Source organism: Shewanella morhuae (assembly GCF_900156405.1).
GTDB classification, from domain to species: domain Bacteria; phylum Pseudomonadota; class Gammaproteobacteria; order Enterobacterales; family Shewanellaceae; genus Shewanella; species Shewanella morhuae.
The window spans coordinates 70,225-95,797 of the sequence record NZ_FTNN01000005.1; the positions used below are offsets into that span (position 1 = coordinate 70,225).

Here is a 25,573-nt window from a genome sequence, read left to right on the forward strand (position 1 = left end):
GTAAGACATCGAATACGAGGATGTACCGATATGCTAACAGTACCAGCGTCAAATGCAGAGATTAATCAGTGGCTTGACTATTTGTTATCCATTCATCCCACTGAAATAGACATGGGGTTAAGCCGTGTTTCACAAGTGGCGCGCCGCTTAGATCTACTGACACTTGGCCAAACTAAAGTGGTTACTGTGGCTGGCACAAATGGTAAAGGCACCACTTGCGCTATGTTAGAACAAATTTTGCGCTTATCGGGTTTGACTGTGGGAGTGTACAGCTCACCGCATATGCTCAAGTATAACGAGCGAGTGCGTATCAATGGCGAAGATGCGAAAGACTGTGCTTTTGTTGCGGCCTTTGAGCAAATTGAAGCGGCGCGCGCCGAGATCTCTCTGACCTTTTTTGAATACGCTACGCTGGCGGGATTAATCCTTTTTAAAGCCGCAAAGCTTGATGTTGTGATTCTAGAAGTCGGTTTAGGAGGACGTTTAGATGCCACTAACATTATTGATGCCGATATTAGTGTGGTCACTTCAGTGGATTTAGATCACGAAGGTTATCTTGGTAATACCCGTGAACTTGTGGGCCGTGAAAAGGCGGGGATTTTCCGCGCTGGTAAACCCGCTATCGTAGGTGAACCCAACCTGCCATGCAGCGTTAATGATGTTGCTAAGGAAGTCGGCGCACATTTATACCGTGTTGGTCATGAATTTAGTTATCAAAATCATGGTGACTCATGGGAGTTTTCGGGGAAAATAAGGCAGCTTAATCACCTAACATTACCGACCTTACCCTTGCCTAATGCGGCAACGGTACTGGCGGTGATTGAACATGGTTGGCCTTATATTACGGCGGATATTATCGATAAAGGTATTAGTACGGCTCGTTTAACCGGTCGATTAGAGCGAGTGAGTGAACAACCTTTAGTGCTGCTTGATGTCGCCCATAATCCCCATGCGGCTCGATTTTTAGTGCAACAGTTACAGCCGATAGTTGCAGGGAAGCGCGTATTTGCGCTATGCGGCATGCTTAAAGATAAAGATATTGCTGGCGTGCTGTCGGTGATTGAACCTTTGGTTGACACATGGTGCTTAGTGAGTCTGAAAGGTGAGCGCGGTGCAAGTGCGGCTCAGTTGCGTCAAACCTTAGCAGCAGATAGCAAAGCGATTGAGTTTGAAGACATAGATGCTGCCTGGTCTGCATTAAAAGTGCAAATAACCCCAGATGATGTGGTAATTGTGTTTGGCTCCTTTTACACTGTGGCAGGTTTTAAGTCTCAATTTAAGCAGGAAGTGCGTTTTGTCTAGCCAGTTTCATAATCGTTTAGTTGGCACTGTGGTGCTGGTTGCGCTTGGTGTGCTTTTTTTGCCGGATATTTTAGATGGTAAAAAAGATCATCAAGAAGAGCAATTTTCAGAGATCCCTTTACGTCCGACTGTAATTGAACAGCAAAAAGCCGACGATATGTTTGAGGTTTTATCGGTTGATGGTGAACTTAGCTCAAATGAACCTGCGTTAGCGGCTGATGCTCAAGCTAATGCGGATAATCAGCTTGAGGTTGCAGTCAAAGAGTCCTCTAAGTCAGATGCTAAGGCTGAAATCCAGCCCGAGATAAAAAAGGCTGACGTCAAAAAAGAGCCGCCTAAGGCAACCGTTAAAGCTGAAGCGATTAAAAAGTCTGAGAGCAAACCGGTCGCAGTGGAAAAGGTTGAAAAAGCTAAAGTTGAAAAACCAAAAGTTACAGCGCCTAAAGTCAATACGGCAAAAGAGGCTGAAGTTAAAACTGTTAGTCGTGACAATATAAAAAGCGGTTTTACCTTACAGTTAGGTGGTTTTAATAATGCCGCTAACGTTAAAACCTTAGTCGCACAACTGCGTAAGAATGGTTTTAAAGCTTACACCATTCCAGCAACACCTAAGGATGGCGTATTGACTAAAGTTTTTGTTGGGCCAGATGTGTCCGAAGCAAAACTGAAAAAAATACAAATTGAGGTCGAAACCCTCACACGGCTTAAGGGCTGGATAATACCTTTTAACCCCTTAGAGTCTTAATGGCGATACCACGCCCGAGACTGAAAATGATTTATTTACCTCACTAGGGGGTGAGAATCGTTTCAGTCTCTGGTAGAATCTCGCCGTCTTAAAGCCCATGTCGGAAAGCCATCTCAATGGTTTGGATTGATTACGCTATCATATTCGTCATCGGATTATCGACTCTCATCAGTCTGATCCGAGGATTTGCCAAAGAAGCCATGTCGTTAGTGGTATGGTTTGCAGCTTTCTTTATTGCCAGCCAATTTTACCTCGATCTTGCCGTTCATTTAACGCAAATGAGTGATGAGATGCTGCGCAATGGCGTTTCCATTGCCATTCTGTTTATTACTACCTTAGTGCTCGGCGCTCTAGTTAACTACATTCTTGGACAACTGGTTGTTAAAACCGGATTATCTGGCACTGACAGGCTTTTAGGCCTTTGTTTCGGTGCCATTCGCGGCGCCTTGATTGTCAGTGCTTTACTGTTTTTTATGGATGCTTTTACAGGCTCACCCAACACTCAGTGGTGGAAGGACTCTGTGCTAGTGCCCGAATTTGGCGTGGTTATTCAATGGTTTTTTAACTATTTGGAAAACACCTCCAGCTTTGTACCCAAACTATAAGAAATAAAATTAATTAATCCTAAATGCTGAAAAACGCTGTCGCTTGGGAATTTATGTTACGCATGTTTAAGGGCTGATGCCTATTACATACACACGCCATTTAGATAATGACCTCGATGTTGTTATTTGAATAAGCAGAAACGTGACCGAATACCTGAGTGATAAATAACGTCGTATTTAAACCGAAAGGTAAAAGTATGATCTTATAACCTGCTTATATTTCAGCATAAAAGGCATAGAACATCTTACAATGAGGAAGCTTATCCATGTGTGGTATCGTCGGAATAGTTGGCCAATCATCGGTTAATCAAACCATTTATGATGCACTGACAGTGCTGCAGCACAGAGGTCAGGATGCGGCAGGTATTGTGACCATTGATCGTGGTGCTTTCAGGCTGCGTAAAGCCAATGGTTTAGTCAAAGACGTTTTTGAAGTCAAACACATGCAACGCCTACAAGGTAATGCAGGTATTGGCCATGTGCGCTATCCAACGGCGGGCAGTTCAAGTGCGTCAGAGGCGCAGCCTTTTTATGTTAACTCGCCATTTGGGATCTCTTTAGCCCACAACGGCAACTTAACTAACACGGTTGAATTAGCCGAGGGGCTGATCAAAAAACGTCGCCATGTGAATACCACCTCAGACTCTGAAGTGTTATTAAACCTGTTGGCTGATGAATTACAAAAAACCACTAGCTTAACCCTGACTTCAGAAGAAGTATTTGATGCGGTTGCTAACGTGCACCAGCAAGCTCGTGGTGCCTATGCGGTAGTGGCGATGATCATTGGCCAAGGCCTTGTCGCGTTTCGTGACCCATTCGGTATTCGTCCTTTGGTGTTAGGCAAGCACGAAACGCCAACAGGTACCGAATACATGGTCGCCTCTGAAAGTGTTGCTCTCGATGCTGTTGGCTTTGAGGTGATGCGTGATGTGGCGCCGGGTGAAGCGATTTATGTGTCTATTGATGGCGAGCTTTATACGCGTCAATGTGCGGCTAATCCGAGCTATGCGCCTTGCATCTTTGAGTTTGTTTATTTTGCCCGTCCAGATTCGACCATCGACAAAGTATCGGTATATGCCAGTCGCGTTAATATGGGCGCCAAGCTTGGCGAGAAAATTAAGAAGGAATGGTGCGATCACGATATCGATGTGGTAATCCCTATTCCTGAAACCTCTTGTGATACCGCCCTTGAAATTGCCCGTTGCATGGGTTTACCGTATCGCCAAGGATTTGTAAAAAACCGTTATATTGGCCGTACTTTCATCATGCCGGGTCAGCAGGAGCGTAAGAAGTCTGTGCGCCGTAAGCTCAATGCCATTAATACCGAGTTTTACGGTAAAAATGTGCTGCTAGTAGATGACTCTATTGTGCGCGGTACAACCTCAGAGCAAATCATTGAAATGGCTCGTGAAGCGGGTGCTAAGAAAGTGTATTTCGCCTCTGCGGCTCCAGAAATTCGCTTCCCTAATGTTTACGGCATCGACATGCCAACATCAAATGAGTTAATCGCCCATGGGCGTGATGTTGATGAAATTGCTAAATTAATCGGTGCCGATGGCATTATTTTCCAGGATTTACCTGACTTAATTGAAGCAGTAAGAATGGAAAATCCAGCGATTAAGCGTTTTGAAACCTCAGTATTTGATGGCCATTACATTACTAATGATGTTGATCAAGCGTATTTAGATCACTTAACACATCTGCGTAATGATGATGCTAAAGTGGATCGCAATAAGGATGTGGGCACTAACTTAGAGTTGCATAACGTCTGTCATCCATAAAGAAAGATAAGCGTTTGAACGCGAGCCGTTAGCGTATAAAGAGCAGGAGCCAGTGATATTTCACTGGCTTTTTTATGACTCTCATCCCAATACCCATAGCAGCATCCACACACCAAATAAGTAGTTCAAGCTATAACGCGTCACTTGATGCCTTAGCAGTAGCGACAAAATCAGCACAATCGGTAGCAATAACATTAATCCCCATGCTAGTGGTAAATCGATAATGCTAACCTGTCCAAACCATCGACTAGCAAATAGGCTAATCGCGAGTAACATTAAACTGTGAAATAACAGTAGTTGGTTGAATCTTAATGTTAATGCAGGGCTAAACGTTATCTTTTCTCGTGCGTGTATAGCAAACTGTCTCATAATCACTCCCATTTTATTCATTGTACCTTAGCTGTTATTGAGAACTATTCGCAATTGAATTTACAGTTGAACCGGCTTTTTAATGAGCGAGTTGGATAGATATTTGCACTTAGCGACTGTTTGGGCTAAATTACACTGTAATTATATCCAGTACTTGGTGTTTGTATGATCCTTTATATCGCAGAGAAACCTAGCCTAGGGCGGGCCATTGCCGATGTATTGCCTAAACCCCATAAAAAAGGCGATGGATTTATCGAAGCTGCCAATGGCGATTGTGTGTCTTGGTGCGTGGGGCACTTGCTCGAACAAGCCGAGCCCGATGCCTACAATCCTGAATTTAAATCTTGGAAATTCGAACATTTACCAATAGTGCCCGATAAATGGCAATTAAAACCTAAGGCCACAACTCGTAGCCAGCTCACAGTGCTTAAACGATTAGTTAAACAAGCCAATACGCTAGTGAATGCTGGCGATCCTGACCGTGAAGGGCAGTTACTTGTGGATGAAGTAATTGCCTATCTTGGGGTGACGGGCGATAAGTTGCATCAAACCCAGCGTCTACTTATCAGTGATTTAAACCCACAAGCGGTAAAGCGTGCACTGACACAATTACGCAGCAACCGTGAATTTATTCCGTTATCGACTTCAGCACTTGCCCGTAGCCGCGCCGACTGGCTCTATGGGATGAACATGACGCGCGCCTACACTATTCAAGGTAAAAAGGTCGGTTATCAGGGGGTGTTATCTGTTGGCCGAGTACAAACTCCTTTGCTTGGGTTGGTGGTGCGCCGCGATGAAGAGATAGCCAATTTTCAATCTAAACCTTTTTATGAAGTATTGGCGCATTTGGCGACACAAAAACAAGAAACCTTTAGCGCAAAATGGCGGCCCAGTGAAGCTTGTTTGCCTTATATGGATGAAGAAGGCCGAGTGTTAGCCAGAGGGTTAGCGCAAAATGTGGTGAGTCGGATTAACGATAAGTCAGCTGTCATTACGCAACTAGTGTCTAAGGATAAAAAACAATATCCGCCATTACCTTATAGTTTGTCGGCGTTACAAATTGATGCGGCAAAACGTTTTGGTATGAGCGCTAAGGATGTACTTGATACCTGCCAGAGTCTGTATGAACGCCATAAACTGATCACTTATCCGCGCTCCGACAGCCGTTATTTGCCCGTTGAGCAACACAGCCTTGCCCCCTTAGTATTAAAAGCGATTAGTGGCGGAGCTGCTGAATTATTACAACAGGTTGACGCGCCAGATCATCGTCTTAAATCCAAAGCATGGGATGATAAAAAAGTCGATGCTCACCATGCGATAGTGCCAACAGAGAAAACGGCTAACTTATCGAGTTTAAGTCTGCGGGAAAAACAGCTATATCTGCACGTTGCTCGTCAATATCTAGCACAGTTTTACCCCGCTTATTGTTACGGTGAAACCACAGTGCAAGTCACTATAGAGGGCGGATTATTTAATACCAAAGCGCGGCAGGATAAATCGTTAGGTTGGAAGCAACTCTTTGCCCGCCAAGAATCTCATGGCAATAAGTCTATAGAAAAAAATCCAGCGGATGAAAGCACTAGCACAGACGATGCTGACAATGATGAGTTTAGCAGTCAGTTGCCACCCTTAACATTAGGACAAGTGTTGCATTGCACTCAAGGTGAACTGCTGGAGAAAAATACTCAGCCGCCTAAAGCCTTTACCGATGCAACTTTACTTGGCGCTATGACAGGGATTAATCGTTATGTGACCGATGCTAATATTCGTAAAATTCTCAAAGAAACCGATGGCTTAGGCACAGAGGCCACCCGTGCGGGTATTATTGAATTACTGTTTAAACGCAGCTTTTTACAACGTTTGGGCAAATCTATCGTATCAACTGAAGTGGGTAAAGGGTTGATAAACAGTTTGCCCGTCAGCGCAACGTCACCTGATATGACAGCACTATGGGAGGCGAGTTTGAACAGCATTTGCCGTAAAGAAACATCTTATCAAGCCTTTATGCAGCCACTACTCGACACACTATTTACCCTTATCCAAAATGCAGGGGCACAGCTGCCTACCGCGCTTAATGGCTTAAAGGGCCAAGGTTATGGTAAATCTACGAGTGGTAAATCTGGTTATCGCAAGTCGACTTACCGTAAAGCGTCAAATGGGTTAAAAACAACTGCAACTAAAGCCAGTGGTGCTAAAAATTCAGTGACTAAAAACTCAGGCACTAAAAGCCGTGCCCGCAAACCGCTTGCCGTATAAGCTTAATTATTGTCACTTGTTATAATACAAGAGTAACCATCCATGTAAGTGGCTGATAATTAATGGGTAATGTAGGCTAGTTTATTCGGTTAATATTAGTGTATTGCATTGATAGTAAGATAAAAAATGGCTTGGGTTTATCGATTAACTCATAAAATTAACTATTTAAAGTCGTTAATAATAGGCAAAAAAAAGAGTAAACCAATACGGTTTACTCTTACGGAAATAAGTTGCTGTAAAAATGGCAAAATCACTCAATTGGTGTAGAGCCAGCACATCATGCCAGTGCTATCTTAATTAACACTTAAATATGATAAAGGTAATTATCTGCATATTAATGTAATCCTCTAATACTTAAAATTTTTTCTGGATCAAAGACTGCAATTTTGACACTCGACTGTATTTGTTCATTATCGCCTTTGATTATTGCTTTAAAGGCTCTTTGCCGACTTAAACACTCTGTTTAAGAATATGTGTACTGTTAGCTAAAAATGGATGAGTAATACTCTCAAGGATAGTCGCTTTCTGATGCCATTCGCCCACAGGCAGCACCAATCACATTAACTATCTAATCAGTTCAGATGCTTGTGTGGCTCCACAGGGCGGCTGATATTAACGGCATGGCAACACGCTTTATACTGCGTTTAAGGCTTTTGACCGAGCACCACTATATGCCTTCAGCTTTCGCCTTGTCTAAAGTGCATTGAACACCCGCTGAATGAACAGATCTTTAATACGAGTGGTATAAGGTGCATATGGTTATCAAAATAAATAGATAGCTTTTTTAAAGCCAGTAATCCCTCCAATATTTATCGATTTACTCTTCATATTGTATCCATTAATCGGGGCTTATATCTGTCATCGAAGAGCCGCCGTGAATGGCTTCACGGCGTGACACTGAAGTTGATGAATTCGAGCGTATAAACGAGTTACAGATTAAGTGTTTAATCGTATACCGATTGCCAAGTGTTAATCATCCCAGCTATGTAATGAACCGTTATTTTTACTATTTGAAACTCACTTTACACTACTCGCTATTGGGTAACCATCGCCAAGAGTGCGGGTAGAAACTCGTTATCTAATGTGGCGATTTCACTTTGCTCAACCAGCACTTGATTGAGTATGTCATGGCTGGTGAGGGGGTTAGCGAGTACTACGCGAAACACCACGGTCGCCTGTCTAAAATAGCGTGCTGGCTGAATGCGGGTACGGGAGACGAAGGACTTACCCTGCTCGCGTTGGTGCTTTTGAATAAACTGGGTCAGGCCATCAAGTAGCTCGTTAAAGCGAGCGAGTTTAGTTGTGTCTGCTTGCTCGCAAGCTAGTTGCATGGCGGCTTGGATGCTGGCGGGGACATAACGATAGGTCAGCAGACACAGTTCTGGCTCTGTGACGAGCTCAAAATCCTCACGAGCTTTGATTTGTTCTGCAAAATAGCGGGCCTTTTCGAGGCTGTTGTTGATTAAAATTTCATAACCATCACGACCGATGATTTGCAAGCAAGCGTGCACTAACATCGCCATGCCGGGGCGTGAACCTTCCAGCGTTTGGCTGCCGAGATCCTTTGAACCACGGCGCAGAATGTATTCGGCATGATGGGCAATGGCATGGGCAAACTCGGGGTCTTTAAATAACACCATACCAGCGCCCATGGGCACGTACATTTGTTTGTGGGCATCAATGGTGACTGAGTCAGCTAGTTCAATGCCTGCGAGTAAGTGGCGGTATTTATTAGACAATAAACTTGCGCCGCCCCAAGCAGCATCTACATGGAAATGGCAATTTAATTCTTTTGCTAGCTCTGCTAACTCTGTCAGTGGGTCAACATTACCGGTTTCTGTGGTGCCAGCAACACCTACAATGGCAAGTACTTTGATGTTTTTATTGGCAAGTTCAAGGGCTGCTTGGCGCATTTTTGCCACATCGACCTTGTTATCGCTGCCCGTGGGAATGCTGATGATGTTGTCGCGGCCGATGCCAAGTAGATCGACGGCTTTTCCCAGCGAATAGTGACCTCGCTCCGAGACTAAAATCGCTAAATCATCGTAGCCATAATGGTGCAGTGCTTTAAGTAAACCTTCGCGGCTGACACCTTTAAACTCACCATCGGCCTTCAGTAACTGATTGCGGGCAATCCACAGTGCAGTGATGTTGGCCACTGTGCCGCCGGAGCAAAATGCCCCGAGAGAATGATTGGCGCTGTGCATCCAGCTTTGATAAAAATCCGTATCTTGGTCGTAAATCAAATGGTGCATCATGCCAAGCACTTGGCGCTCAAGCGGCGTAAATGCCTTAGAGGTTTCGATTTTGACCAGATTTTGATTGAGTCCGACCATCATTTTTGACAGTGGTAACACAAAGTAGGGCAGTGCTGAAGTCATGTGGCCGATAAAGCTTGGCGCTGCTGTATGCACTGAATGCGCCACTAAATTTTGCATGATTTCGTCGGTGTAATCGGACACAAAACGCGGCTGACTCGGAATTTCAAAAGCTTGAAAATCGGTCTCAATTTCCGACAAGGGTTTTTCGAGCGCGGCGATACTGTCACCCAAAAAGCCGGCTAAGTCCTCGGAAAGCTTCTGCTCGATAATACTTAGCGTTGATCCTGCATCTTCTGGCGCAGTAAAAATGCGTAGCAGACTTGCTTCAGATGCGGTGGCTTGGCGAGGGAGTTTTTGGGTCATGGGCTTGTCGTCTATTGATTTTTATAGTGAAACCGTAAATTTGCTCGAAGAGTATAACGAATTAGTGACTCTCAACATATTAATCTAGCGGAATACTAAAAAGGGAGCTCACTTTACTGCAAGGCCTTTTAGGCATCAAGTACTAAAATTTTGTGCAGCCAAAGAGTTGCCGCTTAACATAAGCAAAGGCGCCGTATTGGCGCCATTATTTAAATCATCAAAATGAGGGAATAATTTAAGCATTAGCCCAAGTATTAGCGCTGTCCTAACATCAGTATCGCACCAATATTGCGGGCAGTATTACAAAGGTTTAGTTTGGCATTGGCGAGTACATTATCAAGCGGGCTTAAGTGCGGGATAATCGGGAAGATAGCCGTCATACCGTGTTCTAATACAGCATTGGCATTTTCTCCTAGACAACCCGCAATGCCGATAGTGGGAATGCCCTGAAGTTTAGCTTGCTTTAACACGCCCATCGGCGTTTTACCAAACACAGTTTGGCCATCAATGCGACCTTCACCTGTGATGACTAAATCGGCGCCGCGAATTTTATCGGCAAGCCCCACGGTTCGCATCACAATTTCAACGCCGGGTTTAAGCTCGGCATGTAAAAAAGCCATCACGCCAAGGCCCATACCGCCAGCAGCACCAGCACCGGCATGTTCACGGTGATCTGTCATGCCGTTGCGGGCAATCACATCGGCATAATGGGCGAGCGCGGTATCTAGCTGCTTAACCATTTCTGGGGTTGCGCCTTTTTGCGGGCCAAAAATCGCCGAAGCACCACGTTCGCCGCACAGCGGATTATCAACATCACAAGCGACTTCGAAGCTGCATTCACGTAGTAGTGGGTGTGCGTTTGAAGCGTCAATTTTTGCAAGATTTACCAATGCTGCACCGCCAGAAGGCAGGGTTTTACCTTGATTATCGAGTAATAAAATATCCAGCGCTTGGGCCATTCCCGCGCCGCCATCGTTGGTGGCGCTGCCACCAAGCCCTAAAATAATGTGCTTTATCCCCCGATTAAGCGCATCACAAATCAGCTCACCCGTCCCATAACTGGTGGTGAGCAGCGGATTACGTTGATCTCTTGGCACATGATGTAAGCCAGACGCTGAGGCCATTTCAATCACGGCAATCGCGCCATGATGATGCGACTTGTTAGTCGAGCTTGTACTAGAAGCTGAACCGGTATTTAAAGCATCACCGAGAATGCCATAGTGCGCCTGTACTTTTAGCCCAAGTGGGCCCATGACTTCTAGGCTAATAATGCTGCCACCCGTGGCATCAACCATAGACTGCACCGTGCCTTCGCCGCCATCGGCAACGGGAATTTTGATGATATCGCAGTTTGGGATTACTTGTCTTAAGCCTTGTTCAATAGCATTGGCTACGTCGAGCGCGCTTAAGCTTTCTTTAAATGAGTCGGGGGCGATAACTATTTTCATTAAAAATCCTACAGCTAAATGGGATAAAGCAGGGCTTAATGTTGAACATTTAACCCAATACCACTTACTTTTGGGGCAACGATATCCCTGTGCCAACATAGGTTTATATAAAATAGATTTATATAAAGCGGTGGCGCATGAATGTGTTGCAATGATTAGGGCGTATAACACACAGATATCTTGGGCGCGGTCTACGCCCAAGGGATACAATTAAATCAATATCACATTGTATTAAATAAAGAATACAGCATATTAGAGTAGCACTAGGCTTAACAGATACACTGTCACCATGGCGGTCACACCCTGGATAAGCGTTGCCATAGTTTGCGCTTTATAAGCTTGTTTTACACTCATGCGGCTAAACTGGGCGACAACCCAAAAGAAGCTGTCGTTGGCGTGGGATACCGTCATGGCGCCTGCACCAATGGCCATTACTGTTAAAACTCGGCCCATCTCGCTGCCAAGGCCAATATCGCCGAGCATAGGCGCGACTAATGCTGAGGTTGCAACCAATGCTACAGTCGATGAACCTTGGGCTGATTTAAGTGCTGCGGCAACGATAAAGGGCATAAAGATACCAACGCCCAGTGCCGACAGTGATGTACCTAAAAAATCACCAATAGGGGTCGCTTTTAATACCGCGCCAAAGGCACCGCCCGCACCTGTGATTAAAATAATCGGTGCAGCGGTTACTAGGCCTTGGCTAATACGCTCGCTAAATTCACTGATTTTATTATCGCCTTTTAATAACGACAGCGATAAAAATAGGCCTATCATCAAAGCGTTAACCGGCTGACCAAGGAACACTAACGCATCAAACAAGCCTTCTTTACCTAGCGGTGCTGAGGGGAAGTTAGCGATAGATCCTAAACAAATCAATATAATAGGGATAAATATCGGTGCAAACGCTTTTACTGGACTTGGCAGTGTTCCGTAGCTTTTTTTGAGGGTTTCATAGTCGCTTGCCTGCGCTTTTAGCTCCTCAGCCCCTTCACCATCGGGTTCAACACCAGCAAACCGGTTAGCCCATAACATGCCTGCTAATGTAGCTACAGCGGCCACAAATAGACCGACACCAATCACTAAGCCTAAATTAGACTCTAGACCTAAGTTACCTGCAGCTGCGATAGGGCCTGGCGTTGGCGGTACAAAGGTATGAGTTGCGTACAGACCTGTGGCTAAGGCTACGCTCATCGAGACGCTAGAAACCTTCATGCGGTTCGCCATTGATTGTTTCAGTGAGTTTAAAATAACAAAACCCGAGTCACAAAATACTGGAATGGAGACGAGGTAGCCGATGACCGACATAGTTAATGTCGGGAAGCGTTTACCTAATATTTTTATCACCACATCTGCCATGGTGATGGCGGCGCCGCTTTTTTCTAGAATGATACCAATAATCGTCCCTAAGACGATCACTAGGCCAATATAACCTAAGATTCCGCCAAAACCGGTAGTAATGGTTTTAGCAATCTCTCCACTCGGTAGACCATAGGCAAAGGCGGCGATAAAAGCCGCTAGAATTAAGGTTAAAAAAGGATGTAGTTTAAATTTTGAGGTCGCGATAACAATAAATGCAATCACGCCGATGAGAATAAGCACTAAGTTCATATTATGTCCCGTTCAGTTCTGGGCTGAAGTTCTTGAGTGAGTTTCTTGACCGATATTGTAGGGCGCAGCTTTTATTTGGGCTTGAGTCCAATAAGGGCTGCTTTAAAGTCATCCTATTATTGTGCAGGTATTGTTGAATAGCTTTGGCTAAAACCACGGAATTGCGGCTGTATTATCACTTATTTTTGTGCTTATGCACAAAAATGAGCGGGGATTTGGGAGGGAATTGATTTTATTTTGTTGAAGAAGATTGGCAAATATTTTTATTTGCCAATCTTCAATATGGGGATTTAGGTTTATTCGCACTTATAGACGACGAATAAGGGATTCTACGTAGGCGGGTGTGCGCGCATTGAGAATGGGATCGGCCGAAGGTGTAATACCTTTTGGCAGTAACACTGGGTTAAATATACCTTTATCGCATTGCTGAACTTGAGGATCGCTGTCTCGTTCGCCGTTAATAATCACTTGACCGACGAGTAAGCGTTGACGGGTTTGTGGCCAGATAGCCATTGGATCATCAATCATATCGCCCTTTTCGGCGAGCTGGATATAAAGATTCCATTGTGCGGGCTGGGTTTGAATACGCTTGAGTAATTCAGCTTGTAAAAAATTATCGCTAAGATTGGCCAGTTCTTCTGCGCTTAGTGCAGCTGTGCCTGCGACAGGTTCAAAAATCCAACGTCCCGGTTGGATCTCGCCATTGTTAGCCGTAAATAGAAAACTGTTTACACCGTAATAGGGGCTATTGGCAAAACTTGGGCTAGGAGGCAACTGTTTAACAAAATCGAAGAAGGCTTTGGCGTGTGGCTGATTATCAATAAGCCATTGTTTACCTTCTGCACCTTGTTTACTTTTTGTTTGAAAGGTAAAAAACTCGTCAAGATTGCTGGCAAAGAATACAGGAATATTGGTTGTCACAAAATTCAGGTTTTCTTTATCGCCATCAATCTTAAGCGACATAAAACGCCCCGGGGTTTTGTCTGAAATCTTTGGGTTAGCGCCGCCGAGGGAGAAACGTGCCGTTACTTTAATCGTATCTTGATTAAAAAATGGGATTGCTAGCGTGTCTTGTAGTTTTGGATTGGGCTTAAAGCTACCAGAGGTGCAAAACCCTTTAGTGTGATTACGCAGTTTGACTTTTTTACCCGCTTCTCGACTTGCCGCATCGGGCGTGCCATTAACGGCATCAACCAATTCTGGAATCGTTTTTTCGGCAGCAATTAATGTAGGGGAAGTTAGTGCAAAGCCAGTAATAAGGCATGCTTTAGCGAGTAAAGTGAGTTTTATTGGGTTCATTGCAATTCCTTTCAATGGGTTGAGTCAAATAATGTTTAGCATTGATTGCAGTATTAGAAAGGCAATACGGTAAAAATCTTTCAATTGATCTTTTAATAAATCAGAAAGATTATTTAACCTGAACTCGGGATAGTGGCTGTGGTAACGAATTAATCTTATTACCTTATTCGAAAAATTAACTCTACAGAGGTAGTTTTTCCGTTATCAAGGCAAGTTTGCGTACCTAATAGTGGGCTATTAGTAGCAAAGTTAACGCAGATAAAGGGAAAAATAACCTGTAGAGACGCAGAGCTTATCCCGGGATCAGGTTATTTAACCGTTTAAAAAAACAGGCTTGACCGCCGCGTTTATGTTTATCGACGGATTAAAGCGAACGGGTGGAAGTATCGATTAATTGTCCTAAATACAGGCTTAACAATCCATGTAGTGATTGAATATCAGCTTGAGTAATCTGTTGAATTTTATCGAGGCGGTATCTTAAGGTATTACGGTGAATAAACAGTGCATTAGCACATTGCTGCGCATCACCAAAGTGAGTGATATACGCCGCTAAGGTTTTACGTAACTGTCCATTTTTATCAGCCTTAGCCAGTTGCTGATAAGGTGATGCTAGGGCTTGACCGCGCCAATCATGTTTAAGCCCTGCAAGCAGCACTTGTAGTGAATAGGTTTCGAACAAGTACTTATTAGCTTCAGGGTTAAGTTGCTTACCTAAGGTTAAGGTTTCTTGCGCTGTTTGATAGGAGCGCGTGATGCCTCCTTTTTCAGGGAAAAAATGGCCAAGGGCAATTTTAAAGTGTAAATCCATTTGCGCCGGTAAGCGTTGCAACAATTTGTCGATACGCTGATTTTCAAGCTCAGGATCCCATTGTTTACCATCTAAAAAGGCTGGTTTTAAGATAACCAGTTGCGACATTGAGGTCATGGCAATTAAGTTGCCTCGATCGGGATATTGCAACAAATGTAGCACTTGCTTCAGTGTTTCACTGACTCTGGGATTGTGTTCATCATTGGGCTGATGATTTTTTGGGCTTAGGTTTATGATGGGTGTCGGCACATTATTTTTTGAGAGATGTCGCGGTGAACCGATCTCACTGATTTCAATAATCGCGGCGACTCGTGGAAGATTAATATCAATCTCAAGTTGTTTCGCCCAGCGTTGCAACTGCTCATCATCATTGTTCTCAGCTTTGATTAGCTGCAGAATAAACTCTTCCCGTTGGCGGTTCTCCCACTGTAATTTATCTTGAAGATTCGCTTGTTCGACAATTATTTCAGCGGTCATTTTGAGCAATTCACCGTAATGAGTTAACTCACTTGGTTCGCCTGTAATACCCACCACACCAACGATTTGCCCTTGATAGTGTAAGGGTAAATTGATACCGGGTTTTACGCCATGTAACCCAGAGGCAACTTGTTGATTGATTTCTACATTACGGTTTTGTGCAATCGCTAGCAGTGCGCCCTCATGGATTGAACCAATGCGTTTAGGATCGCCAGAGCCTAAAATCACTCCTTGGCCGTTCATCACATTAATATTGTGGCCGATGATTTTCATTGTGCGGCTCACAATCTGTTTAGCAATAGCAGAATCAAGCAGATACATACAAGTGCCCAGTATATTGTTAAGGGTGTAATAGCGACGCAATGCGCATTTTGAGTTTGGGTAGCATATCGCGCTCAAATTCGGGATTGCGCTTCAGCCAGAGATTATTGCGAGGGCTTGGGTGGGGCAACACAATGTATTTAGGCCAATATTGCTGCCACTGCACAGTTGCTTGCGTCACTGTGATTGATTTTACTTTAATGCTTTTCGAGTGTGTCTTGCTAGCCTGTGCTGTTGTACTGATTAGATCAATAGGCTCGCGGGGCAGGTGGTAATCAATCGCATACTGTCCGAGGATCACGATTAACTCAATATGTGGCATTAAGGCGAGTAACTGTTGATGCCAAGTGGCAGCGCATTCGGGTCGAGGCGGTTTATCGCCTTGTTTTTTGCCATTTTTCTCAATACTACCGGGAAAGCAAAATCCCATAGGTACAATAGCAAAAAGAGTTGGATCGTAAAATTGTTCCCGCGTGACATCTAACCAAGTACGTAAACGCTCGCCGCTGGCATCATCAAAGGGAATACCTTTGTGATGGGTTTTAACGCCCGGTGCTTGGCCAGCAATTAAAATCCGCGCTTGGCTACTGGCCTGTAATATCGGTTTGGGCGCTAAGGGTAAATAGGCTTGACATAGTGTGCAGGCTCTAATTTTTATCAATAGCTCATCCATGGGCGCAGAAGAGGATGGGTGAGACGGCACTTTAGTTATTGTATTCATAGGCGATTAAGATTGCAGCATCATTATCGTTTGGTATATCCAGTAGCCAAAAAGCGCATAACCAAGCACTAAGCCTAGATAACTTAATCGTTTAGGTGCTTTACTGGGTGAAGAGGCCAAGCAGATATGGGCTAACACAATGGTAAAAAAGGCGAATGGCGCAATCACGTAACTTAGGGCTAAGATAAATAATGCGCCCACGCTGATTATCCAGTCAGCATTATGATTCGCCACTTTTTCAATTTGGCAAAGCTGTAGCGGCAATAGAATCAACCCAATACCCACACAAATAATGCCTAAGTTAAGGGCCAAATCACTCCAACCTCTGTGGTCATAAATGGCTAATGCAATCGCCATTAAGGGGATAATCAGTGCGCTTAATACGTGACGTTTGGCAAATGTGGCATTGCGATACTTTCCCGCGAAAAAGAATAAGCCCTGTAAAAGCAGGTTGATTAAGGTAAATCCGCCAAGGCCGAGAATGATAAACAGGCTAGCAGTGCCGCCAGATGGGTCAAATGCCATAACGGGCATAGGCAGCAGGCTCAACCCTAATAAGGCAGGAGTTGATGATAGCCATTGATATTGGGTGACTGGAGAATAAATACGCATGAGCTCAGAAGATTAACCAAAAGATTGAATTAAGATCCGCTAAAGTGAACCAAAACTCAAGGAATAAGATTTTTATGGGCTAACTTTAGTGCCAGAGTCTGATCTTATTCAAGATTCTCATATTATCTACCGTGATTTACTGACTTTAGTCGGGGATATTACGAGAAAAAAACCCGCAAAATGCGGGTTTTAGATGCTGATTTCAAATGCTAATTTTAAATATGAGTATAGCTATTGATTAGATTTTGTAGCTCATGCTTAACATGATCATCTGCGCCGTGTAATCATGGCTATTACTGCCAAAGCCTACAACGTTCCAAATCCCATCAACGGCGATATCATTGGCGGCATCATTATCCTCATAATTCTCAATTTTGTAATCAAAGCGTAGCGCCATTTTCTCGCTGGCTTGATATTGAGCGTATAGGTTAATGTTGTGTACTTTGGCAAAATAATCGCCATAGTCACCGGTGATACCTTGTCTGACTTGAGTGTTACTGTCGGAGTCTGAGTAAGTATAATCCAGCCCTAGACGTAACTTATTTTCGAATAGGTTGTTGTAACTTAGGCCTGCGCCAACAACATCAATCTGATCTTCAATTAATCCAGTCCAGGTTGGTGTGCTGTAATTACTGCTACCAGCTTGTTCAGATTTAATCGTTTGATAATTGTAAAATGCCGTTGCCAGTATGTCATCGGTGATCATGTAGCTGATGTTAGCATCATAACTGGTGTCTTTTGACTCAGTTAAACCAATCACAGTATCGCTGTAGTCATCAAGGGCATAGCGAGCACCTAAATCAATCGTCAGGCTTTCGATAGGCGAGTGAGTCACACGAGCTTCGACTTGGGTTCTGTCACGATTAGCCAGATTATACTTACGTAACAGGCTGTTGGTTTCAGACGATGTCCATTCAGAGGCTTGGTATTGCGAGCCGTCACGTTGACCGTAGCTGCCCTTAACCCACATATCCCACATCTCGAAGCTATTAACTCGAAAACGTGCCCAAACAGTGTTTTCATCCGTAGTTTCACGGTCTTGATAATTACGTTCGTCACGTTTGAAATCATAGCCGCCATCAAGCTTCATGCCGTTGGTAATACGATAATCCGCCGCCACTTTGACGCGTTGGCTGGTGTTATCGTAAGGCGTGTTATAGGCCACCTTACCGTTGACATTGTTGATGCTGACTTGGGTCCACTGTTCAATCTGCGTATTGTTATCACGGTCGTTATAGTCGTAGCTACCACTTAAACGCAGTGAGTTAGTCACTTTGCTGACCACTTTTAAGTTTAAACCGATAAGGTCAACTTTGGCATCAACAGCTTCAGTTGGTACTTGATAACCATAACCTGAAGTCACTAACGCTTGGTCTTGACTCATCTGCCCGGCAAGTAAACGGCCAGTGAATACATGGGTACTGTCGTTATATTGACCCATTAACGACACTGTATGTGCCTGATTATCTGGGTCAAGGGCGAGAGTACCCGAGGTTTGTGCGCCAAAAGTAGGATTGAAAGCGCTGTCGAAGTTTAACTGGTTGTACTCGTTCTTAAAAATCGAGCCGTTGTAGTTAAGTGCAGTAAACCAACGATCGCCTTTAAGCTTGATGCCAGCTTCGATGGAGTCAGTGGTGTAATCCACAGGCTCAGCGAGCATCATCGATTGGTTGAAGAATCCACCTGATGTTTTTTTCAAACCGGTTTTTTCTTCACGCATGTAGCTCACATGTGTGCTCCACAGCGATTCACCTTGATAATCAAACCCTAAACCTGTGCGTTCACGTTTAAGCGACAGTTCTAAGGCATTGAGGTTATCTAATAACAAAGGCATTTGGCTGCTTGAACCCGCCGTTATCCAGTTGTCTGGTAGGGTTAAGTGGTTACCACCCATGCCAGAGTAGGGCGTTAAGGCGCTATTGCTGTTGTACGTGGCAATCTGGCGATAGTTAACATTGACATTATATTGGCCTGGTTTGCCGGCGTTCACATCTAAGTGGCCGCCATCCATCCCCAGCTGATAAGCTTCAACGCTGGCGCGATAACCTTTTTCACCGCGAAAGGCTAAGTCTGCATCAAACTTACCCGCGACTTCATTTGAAGTGCCAAAGGCATTCGCTGAGCGAATATCAGCTTCGTTGTTGTAACCAATCCCTACGCCTACTGTGCCTGATGTTCCGGTTTCAACAAGGCAGCCTTTACAGCTCCAAGCGGACATTTTGACTTTTTCAGTATTGGCATTGGCCAAACCATACCCATCGGCCGCTATTGCAAAACCTGTGTTTGCTAGTAACGCCAGAGTGATCAAATTGAGTTTAAATTTCATTTTCTCGTCTCCTTAGCGCTGTAATAGCTTGCCAGATGGATGGTTTGAACCATGGATCTGACTGTGGCAATTTAAACAGCTCTTTCCACCCGTAAAGGCATTGTCACCGATATTTGAGCCTACCCCTGTATTACCTAAATAAGCATTGCTGGCGTGGCCATCGCTAGCGTGACATTGCTGACACAGCTGCGGTGCGCGGGTTTTCAACATGGCATCGTTCACGCTGCCGTGAGGATTGTGGCATGTAACACAATTCTCCGTAACGGGAGCATGTTCCCACAATTTTGGACCGCGTTTTTCGGCGTGACAGGAATAACAAGTTTCGTTGATGGTAGGCTTGTTAAGATCGGAATCCGTCATGCTCCCATGGGGATTATGGCAATCGCTACAGGTCATTTGAGCCCATTTCAGTGGGTGACTTGAACGCTTGTTCATGTCTGCTTTTTGCTTAGTGTGGCAGCTAGTACAGACTTCCATTTCAGTATTTTTTGATAACACAGGATCTTTTGCCACATGCACTTGGTGGCAAGAGGCACAAGCAACATCGGCATTGTCATGGTGACCCGCGTTCCAAGACATACGTTTATCGTCTAGGTGACAGCTCATACACACACTGTTTTGCTTGTCTGCACTTAAGGTCGATAACTTCCCAAAAGTGATCATCGGCTCATTGCCGCCTTTGTTGTGTTGACCTAAAGGACCATGACAGGCTTCACATTGTAGGCCAGCCATTGGGCTTTTCGATGAGTCGATTGCACCATGGACACCTTTGAAAAGGTCCATCACTTTTTCAGATTTTTTATGGCACATTAAACAAGAATCAGCACCTTTGGGTGAATAGTTGCCTTCGGCGAACTTTTTATCCAATGTGGCTTCAACTTGCTCAGGAGTCATTTTTTCATCCCACTTTGAGGCGTAAGCGCTCGGTGTTATGCACAATGACATCACCGCTGACATAGTCAAAGAGATGACCAGTGCCGGCAGTAGGTTTTTAATTTTTAAGTTGTTTTTCATAATAGGCTTCCCAATTTGTCCCAACAATATTCAAGAAAGGGGGATAGAGCTCCCCCTGCTTGGGCAAATTACATTTTCACCTGAGTGTGATCTGTTGGTGTGGGTTTGTGACAGTAGAAACAGGTTTCTGACTGCGCCGCTTGATTAGCTTGAACATAATCGCCGTTCACAATCGCGCCCATATTCTCTAAGCCATGGCCAATAGACTCTGGCGTATGGCATGAAGTACAAGTTGCAGTGATTGGCGTGGTGTACTTACCTGCAGATGTTGCCAATGCGCCTTTGACCTTGAATGCATCTAGGTTGAAGTCGTTATGACATTGAGTACATTCTTTAATGACACCCTGTTTGCCGTGAACCACGTGCAGTTTCATCTCAAATGCACCTTTGTTTGCGCCAGAGGCATAAGTACCATCAGGTGTATGACAAGCGACACAAGCATCAACACCAATGATCGCTTTACCGTTAGCATCTTTGGCATGTGAAACTTGTTCTGTCATCACAAAACCTGAGTGATGGCCTTTGTGGATTTCGAAGGTATCACTGTGACAGCCTTGGCAAGTGCTAAACTCAACAGAGTTAACATGGCGCATGCTTGGTGCTTTACCTGACTTAGTACCAAAGGCTAGTGCAGACTTCATACTGGTTGTGGCGCTGTCAGTGGTACATGCTGTTAAAGTTGTGCCAGTGTTACACATTTCTAAGCCGATAAAGGTAAAGGCAGTATCTGTGTCGCCAGCACCGAAAGGTAAGGCAGGCGTTGTGAATACCAGTTTACCGTCAACGATACTTACATCTGCTTGCAGTGCACCATCCAAAATTAAATCTTTAGCTATTTTGGCTTTTCCACTACCAGGGCTTGGGTTGTAACCCATGATTGGGAAATTAGGGCCAACGTTCGTTGCTGTTTCTAAGCGTTTGATTTTGTCTTGAACTGTGGCTGCATCAATAGCGTTACCGTCTTTATCTAAGATAGAGACTGTTAATACCGCAGCATCATCAGCTTGAGCGGCTAATACTGCTGACATACCTAACTGCGCAATAACCGCTTTCTTATCGGCAGTCTTGCCAGTGTGTATTTCAGCAGTCCAATTACTGTTATGGCAGGCAATACAATTAGAGTTATCTAGCTGTTGTGAGTGACCTTTACCCGCTGCGAAATCGATATTGCTATGACAGCTTCCGCAGGTGGCAGCCGTTGGAATACGTGACCAATTACCCCAATCTGGCGCCGCATCACTGGCTGTGTGGCAGCTTTGACAGCTGTCTAATGAGCCTAGCTTTAAGTCTTTATGTTTTGCGTGCACCAAAACATTGAACTCATTGCCAGGTTTTACTTTACCTTCGGTATGGCAACTGGCGCAGAAGTTGACATCGCTGGTGTAGTGTTTAGCGTTGATGACATCTTCGTGGCAAGTATTACAGCTGGCGGTAGTGACGATTTTGCGGCTATAGGTCGCTTCTGCGCCTGTGTCTGCAACGTAATCAAATATACCGGTAAATACGGGCAGCGTAGTGCCATCTGGGAGTGGCGCTGGGGTTGTGCCACGGATATAGTTGTTTAGCACAATACGTTGTGCTAAATCACTGTTATAGGCTGCGCGAGTGCTTGAGTTGAGGTTGGTGCTGAAGCTATAGCTGTAGCTACCATTTTTGTTATCAACTAAGGTGCCAGCGCATTTGTTTACCTTAGGCGTTAAATCACAAGTCTCGTCAACAAGATATTGCCACTGGGAGGCATTTCCCGCCCCTGTTGCACCTTGTGGTACCAGTTGTTCGGCATAAAATTTGAAATACTGTAAGCCGACAACTGGCATGTCATCTTCGTTAGTAACGCGAAAATCAACACGAGGCAGACCATCAGTTATTATTGCTTTTTCGAACGTGAAATTAAGCGTTTTAATGGCGCCTGCGGGCTCACCGCCAGGTTCACCCGGTTCACCAGAATTACCATCGCTGCCACCACAACCCGTTAAGGCCATAGTCACTGCACTTGCTGCGAGCAACAGTGCGATTTTAGTTTTATGTGTGTTCATCATTTTTTCCCTGCATAGGTTTGGCATTACTTAAACGTTATGTTCTAAAGCCAACAGATCTATGTCTGTATTTTTGGCCAGTAGAAGTATTAAGTGGATGCTGGAAATAGAATTCCCCAAGGAAAGGCTAACCTAACATGACCTTAAAATCTCCAAGGCCTTTGCTAATGTGTGACTTGGATCTTTCTATTTCTAAAGGGGTATTTAAAGCGAGGGCAAAAAATGATTTTAGAACGAAAAAACAGCAGGTTTTTGAAGATGATAATAAAAAGAGAGAGGTTTGCATCTCTCTCTCTTTTTGTTAGTCCAGCACTGCGTCTTTATTTACAAAACGAGGCAGTGTTATTGTTGACTAATTACCGTGTACTTCACTCAGTTGAGTCGGCGTGTGGCATGTTGCACAGCTCTCAGATGCACGAGTTTGAACATCCGCTGCACTGCTACCATTTAAGATACCACCGTTAGTCTCAATGTGAGATTTCGCTGTGTCACTAAGGTACTTCTGGTGACAACTTAAGCAAGTACCCGTATCTGAGGAAATCCAAATATCGGCACCGTTATTAGCCATATCACCAAAACGCCATGTGCGTGTTGGCGCGCGGCCTAAAGTGATACCAGTAATGACATTTGACTTATCAACCGTATGGCAAGTTGCACAATCGGTTTTTAATACAGTACCTGATTGTACGCCTGCATATTTCAGGTAATGGCCTTCACGCTCGTGGGCTTTCCAAGCGAAGCTGGTTGGGATCTTGCCACCAGGATAATTGGTGTCAGTTTTCAAGCCTTTATCCGAAGTATGACAAGTTTGGCAGTTTACACCGTTGTCATAATGGTGGATTTCTTGATTGTGACAACCTTGGCACTTAGCAGCATCAATGATTTCACGTCGATTTTTTGCTGTGGCAGAACTGTCTACTCCATTATCTTTCCACACAAAATGGTATGGAGTTTCTTTAACTGCGACCTTACGTACGTTTGCTGCAGAACAATCAGTCATTATGACTGCTGCAACGCCATAGCCACCATTATTGAAACACACATCTAGTGTCGAAAATAGTTCGAATGTCTTGCCATTAGCATCAGCAGGTAAATTAAAATTAGTGCCTGTTAATGAATAAGTTTTACTTACTTCATTATAGGTACCTTCATTTAGCGCGATACGACGTTTGCTATAAGATGCGCTAGCATCACTTGGGTAATCTTTATCTGAATCCCATGCAACCACTACACGTGAGCTTTGACTGACGAAGGCTTTCTCGACGGCATTACCATCTTTGTCAACAACTTGGACATCAAAAGTGATTTTGCCCGTGTTATTAGCGCCTACATTCGTGAATTTAACGCTCATTGCTTCGGCATCTGTGTATGCCTTTAATACATCCCCGTGACGTTTAGCCGCACTGCCTGTTCCACCATAGGGTTCGGTTGCATTATGGCAAGCGACACAATCTGTGCTGCTATGGTTGCTCGAAGGCTTCTCTGTATGACAAGCGATACAAGCCGTATTGCTTAAGTCCGCTTTAAATAGATCTGCATTCGCAGGCGCATTTACACCTTCAAGGTGGCAGGAAGTACAATCAGCAGCTGGTTTTTGAGGGAAATTGACTTTTCCGTAGTCGATGACTTTACCGCCATAGCCCACAATCTTGTACGGTGCTGCTAATGGTGCACCATTGGCATCGACAGTATTTCGGTCAGCACCTTTATGAATTGCATGGATCATATAGGTAAAATCAACACTATTGCCTGATTCTGGGTCACCAGAGGTAGCAGTATGGCAGGATGCACAGTTTTCAATATCGATTCTGCGACCGCCGTGTAGCGCTAAACTTTCAGGCTGGTGACAAGTATAACAGGTCTCAATTGAAACAACGTTACGTGTCTGAATACCTTCTGTTTTACCGGTAGATGGCTGCCAGTCTAGGTGCGCATTAGCCGTGACTTGAGGTAATTCAAGTTCTAATGTTGCACGTTGAGTTGCATCAGCACTATAAGTGATGGTTAATGGTTCAGTAACATTGGCAATATTGGCTTGGTATGTGTAGCTATAACTACCATCACCATGGTCGACTAAACAGCTATCACACTTAGCTGCTGCTTCCACGTTGGCCTGATATTGATCTGATGGATTAAGATTATCTACACCTGTAGGGACAGTACCGGGTGCTTTTTTGTCATTTATGTAGGCTTGCCATTGGAAGCCGCGATCAGCAGGCTTAGCGGGATCGTCTGTTGCAACAGTGACATGTGTTAACTGCGCAATACCAAAGCGAATGTCGTGATCTTTTGTTAAGCCTAGAACGGCTACGCCATTGGCATTTTCTAATGTAAAGTTGACAGTGACCTTACCTGCTTCAACAGTAGCATTAGTGAAATCAGCTTTTAGTGTAGGAGTGGCATCGATATTGACACCAACCACTCCTGGTTTTCCATCTTCACCATCTTTACCATCACTCCCACCGCAAGCGGTGAGCAGTAGTGAAAGTAAACCGGCACCCAACATCGCTTTTGTTGCGCTATTGAAATTGAACCGTTTCATCATGATATTTCCCTGCAATAATTGTAATCATCATCGAATACTGGGTAAATGGTAATAAATCTCATTACCCACATAGGATGTGTGGAATTAGTTTCCATCTGTAAGGCTAGCGAAGTCACAGCGATTAATCAGTTATTTTAAGTGGGTAATGTGACTGAGATCTGACTATTTCTTTTGGAGTAGTTGGCTGTATCGTAAGCGCGTCTCTAATATCTGTTGTTACTGACTTTTTTAAGCTTAAATTAGAAATGGGTGGACGCGTAGTTCACGAATCACTTAAGTCTTATTTGTGGCAGAAGATTACGATTTCAACTTCGGTAGTTTTACAATGTTTTTTAATAAAAGCAGGTGCTTAGGTTTTTGATGTTATGGCTGACTATATCGTAATATCAGTTGTATGAATAAACTGTGGTAATGGTTTGCCATCGACGTCAGTAAACTCGCTCTAGCGAGGCTATTTATGTGACACATTAAGCCTGCGTCAGTGTTTTGAGTTGAAGATTGACCGTTAGTAAATTAGTTGTCTTAGAGGTAATGATTGCTACTCGTTTTTTTTATTTTCAGTAGACCGTTTATTCATGAGGTTTTTTGTCACATAATAGCCAACACAATTGAA

Annotated in this window: 17 protein-coding genes; 5 read left to right on the forward strand and 12 right to left on the reverse strand. The window is 44.2% G+C overall.

Annotated elements, in window-relative coordinates; all coding sequences use genetic code 11:
- Positions 1-30 precede the first annotated feature (30 nt).
- From folC to purF, 4 genes are all read left to right on the forward strand, one after another.
- Positions 31-1,302: a bifunctional tetrahydrofolate synthase/dihydrofolate synthase gene (folC, locus tag BW947_RS07710; protein WP_076498144.1), complete on the forward strand. Its 1,272-nt coding sequence runs from the start codon at positions 31-33 to the stop codon at positions 1,300-1,302.
- Positions 1,295-2,047: a cell division protein DedD gene (gene dedD / locus BW947_RS07715; RefSeq protein ID WP_076498146.1), complete on the forward strand. Its 753-nt coding sequence runs from the start codon at positions 1,295-1,297 to the stop codon at positions 2,045-2,047. The genes folC and dedD overlap by 8 nt, the downstream gene beginning before the upstream one ends.
- A 116-nt stretch (positions 2,048-2,163) precedes the next feature.
- Positions 2,164-2,652: a CvpA family protein gene (locus BW947_RS07720; protein WP_076498148.1), complete on the forward strand. Its 489-nt coding sequence runs from the start codon at positions 2,164-2,166 to the stop codon at positions 2,650-2,652.
- Between the two features lie 266 nt (positions 2,653-2,918).
- Positions 2,919-4,433, forward strand: a complete 1,515-nt coding sequence (gene purF, locus BW947_RS07725; protein ID WP_076498150.1) for an amidophosphoribosyltransferase — start codon at positions 2,919-2,921, stop codon at positions 4,431-4,433.
- Positions 4,434-4,514: 81 nt separating this feature from the next.
- On the opposite strand, the gene BW947_RS07730 is transcribed toward purF, so the two are convergent.
- Positions 4,515-4,802, reverse strand: a complete 288-nt coding sequence (locus BW947_RS07730; RefSeq protein WP_076498152.1) for a hypothetical protein — start codon at positions 4,800-4,802, stop codon at positions 4,515-4,517.
- Positions 4,803-4,967: 165 nt separating this feature from the next.
- On the opposite strand from BW947_RS07730, the gene BW947_RS07735 reads away from it, so the two are divergent.
- On the forward strand, positions 4,968-7,058 hold the full coding sequence (locus tag BW947_RS07735) for a DNA topoisomerase III (protein WP_076498154.1): 2,091 nt from the start codon (positions 4,968-4,970) through the stop codon (positions 7,056-7,058).
- Positions 7,059-8,092: 1,034 nt separating this feature from the next.
- Here the strand turns inward: BW947_RS07735 and panP are convergent.
- From panP to BW947_RS07790, 11 genes are all read right to left on the reverse strand, one after another.
- A complete protein-coding gene (gene panP, locus BW947_RS07740; RefSeq protein WP_076498156.1) occupies positions 8,093-9,742 on the reverse strand; it encodes a pyridoxal-dependent aspartate 1-decarboxylase PanP in 1,650 nt (549 codons plus the stop codon).
- A gap of 254 nt (positions 9,743-9,996) precedes the next feature.
- Positions 9,997-11,190 (reverse strand): glycerate kinase, encoded by a 1,194-nt coding sequence (locus tag BW947_RS07745; protein WP_076498158.1) that lies wholly within the window; start codon positions 11,188-11,190, stop codon positions 9,997-9,999.
- Positions 11,191-11,442: 252 nt separating this feature from the next.
- Positions 11,443-12,801: a GntP family permease gene (locus BW947_RS07750; RefSeq protein WP_076498160.1), complete on the reverse strand. Its 1,359-nt coding sequence runs from the start codon at positions 12,799-12,801 to the stop codon at positions 11,443-11,445.
- A gap of 306 nt (positions 12,802-13,107) precedes the next feature.
- On the reverse strand, positions 13,108-14,100 hold the full coding sequence (locus tag BW947_RS07755) for a catalase family peroxidase (protein WP_076498162.1): 993 nt from the start codon (positions 14,098-14,100) through the stop codon (positions 13,108-13,110).
- Positions 14,101-14,464: 364 nt separating this feature from the next.
- The gene (locus tag BW947_RS07760) at positions 14,465-15,706 is read right to left on the reverse strand and encodes a sugar diacid recognition domain-containing protein (protein WP_076498164.1); all 1,242 of its coding nucleotides are present in this window, start codon (positions 15,704-15,706) and stop codon (positions 14,465-14,467) included.
- Between the two features lie 19 nt (positions 15,707-15,725).
- Positions 15,726-16,379 (reverse strand): uracil-DNA glycosylase family protein, encoded by a 654-nt coding sequence (locus tag BW947_RS07765; protein ID WP_076498166.1) that lies wholly within the window; start codon positions 16,377-16,379, stop codon positions 15,726-15,728.
- 54 nt (positions 16,380-16,433) lie between these two features.
- Positions 16,434-17,039 carry a hypothetical protein gene (locus BW947_RS07770; RefSeq protein ID WP_076498168.1) on the reverse strand — a complete coding sequence of 202 codons (606 nt, stop codon included), beginning with the start codon at positions 17,037-17,039 and terminating at the stop codon, positions 16,434-16,436.
- Positions 17,040-17,277: 238 nt separating this feature from the next.
- The gene (locus BW947_RS07775; RefSeq protein ID WP_076498169.1) at positions 17,278-19,365 is read right to left on the reverse strand and encodes an MtrB/PioB family decaheme-associated outer membrane protein; all 2,088 of its coding nucleotides are present in this window, start codon (positions 19,363-19,365) and stop codon (positions 17,278-17,280) included.
- A 12-nt stretch (positions 19,366-19,377) separates the two neighbouring features.
- The gene (gene mtrA / locus BW947_RS07780) at positions 19,378-20,379 is read right to left on the reverse strand and encodes a decaheme c-type cytochrome MtrA (protein ID WP_076498171.1); all 1,002 of its coding nucleotides are present in this window, start codon (positions 20,377-20,379) and stop codon (positions 19,378-19,380) included.
- A 68-nt stretch (positions 20,380-20,447) separates the two neighbouring features.
- Entirely contained in the window at positions 20,448-22,418 is a 1,971-nt protein-coding gene (locus tag BW947_RS07785) for an OmcA/MtrC family decaheme c-type cytochrome (protein WP_076498172.1), read from the reverse strand.
- 349 nt (positions 22,419-22,767) lie between these two features.
- The gene (locus BW947_RS07790) at positions 22,768-24,960 is read right to left on the reverse strand and encodes an OmcA/MtrC family decaheme c-type cytochrome (protein WP_076498174.1); all 2,193 of its coding nucleotides are present in this window, start codon (positions 24,958-24,960) and stop codon (positions 22,768-22,770) included.
- Positions 24,961-25,573 lie beyond the last annotated feature (613 nt).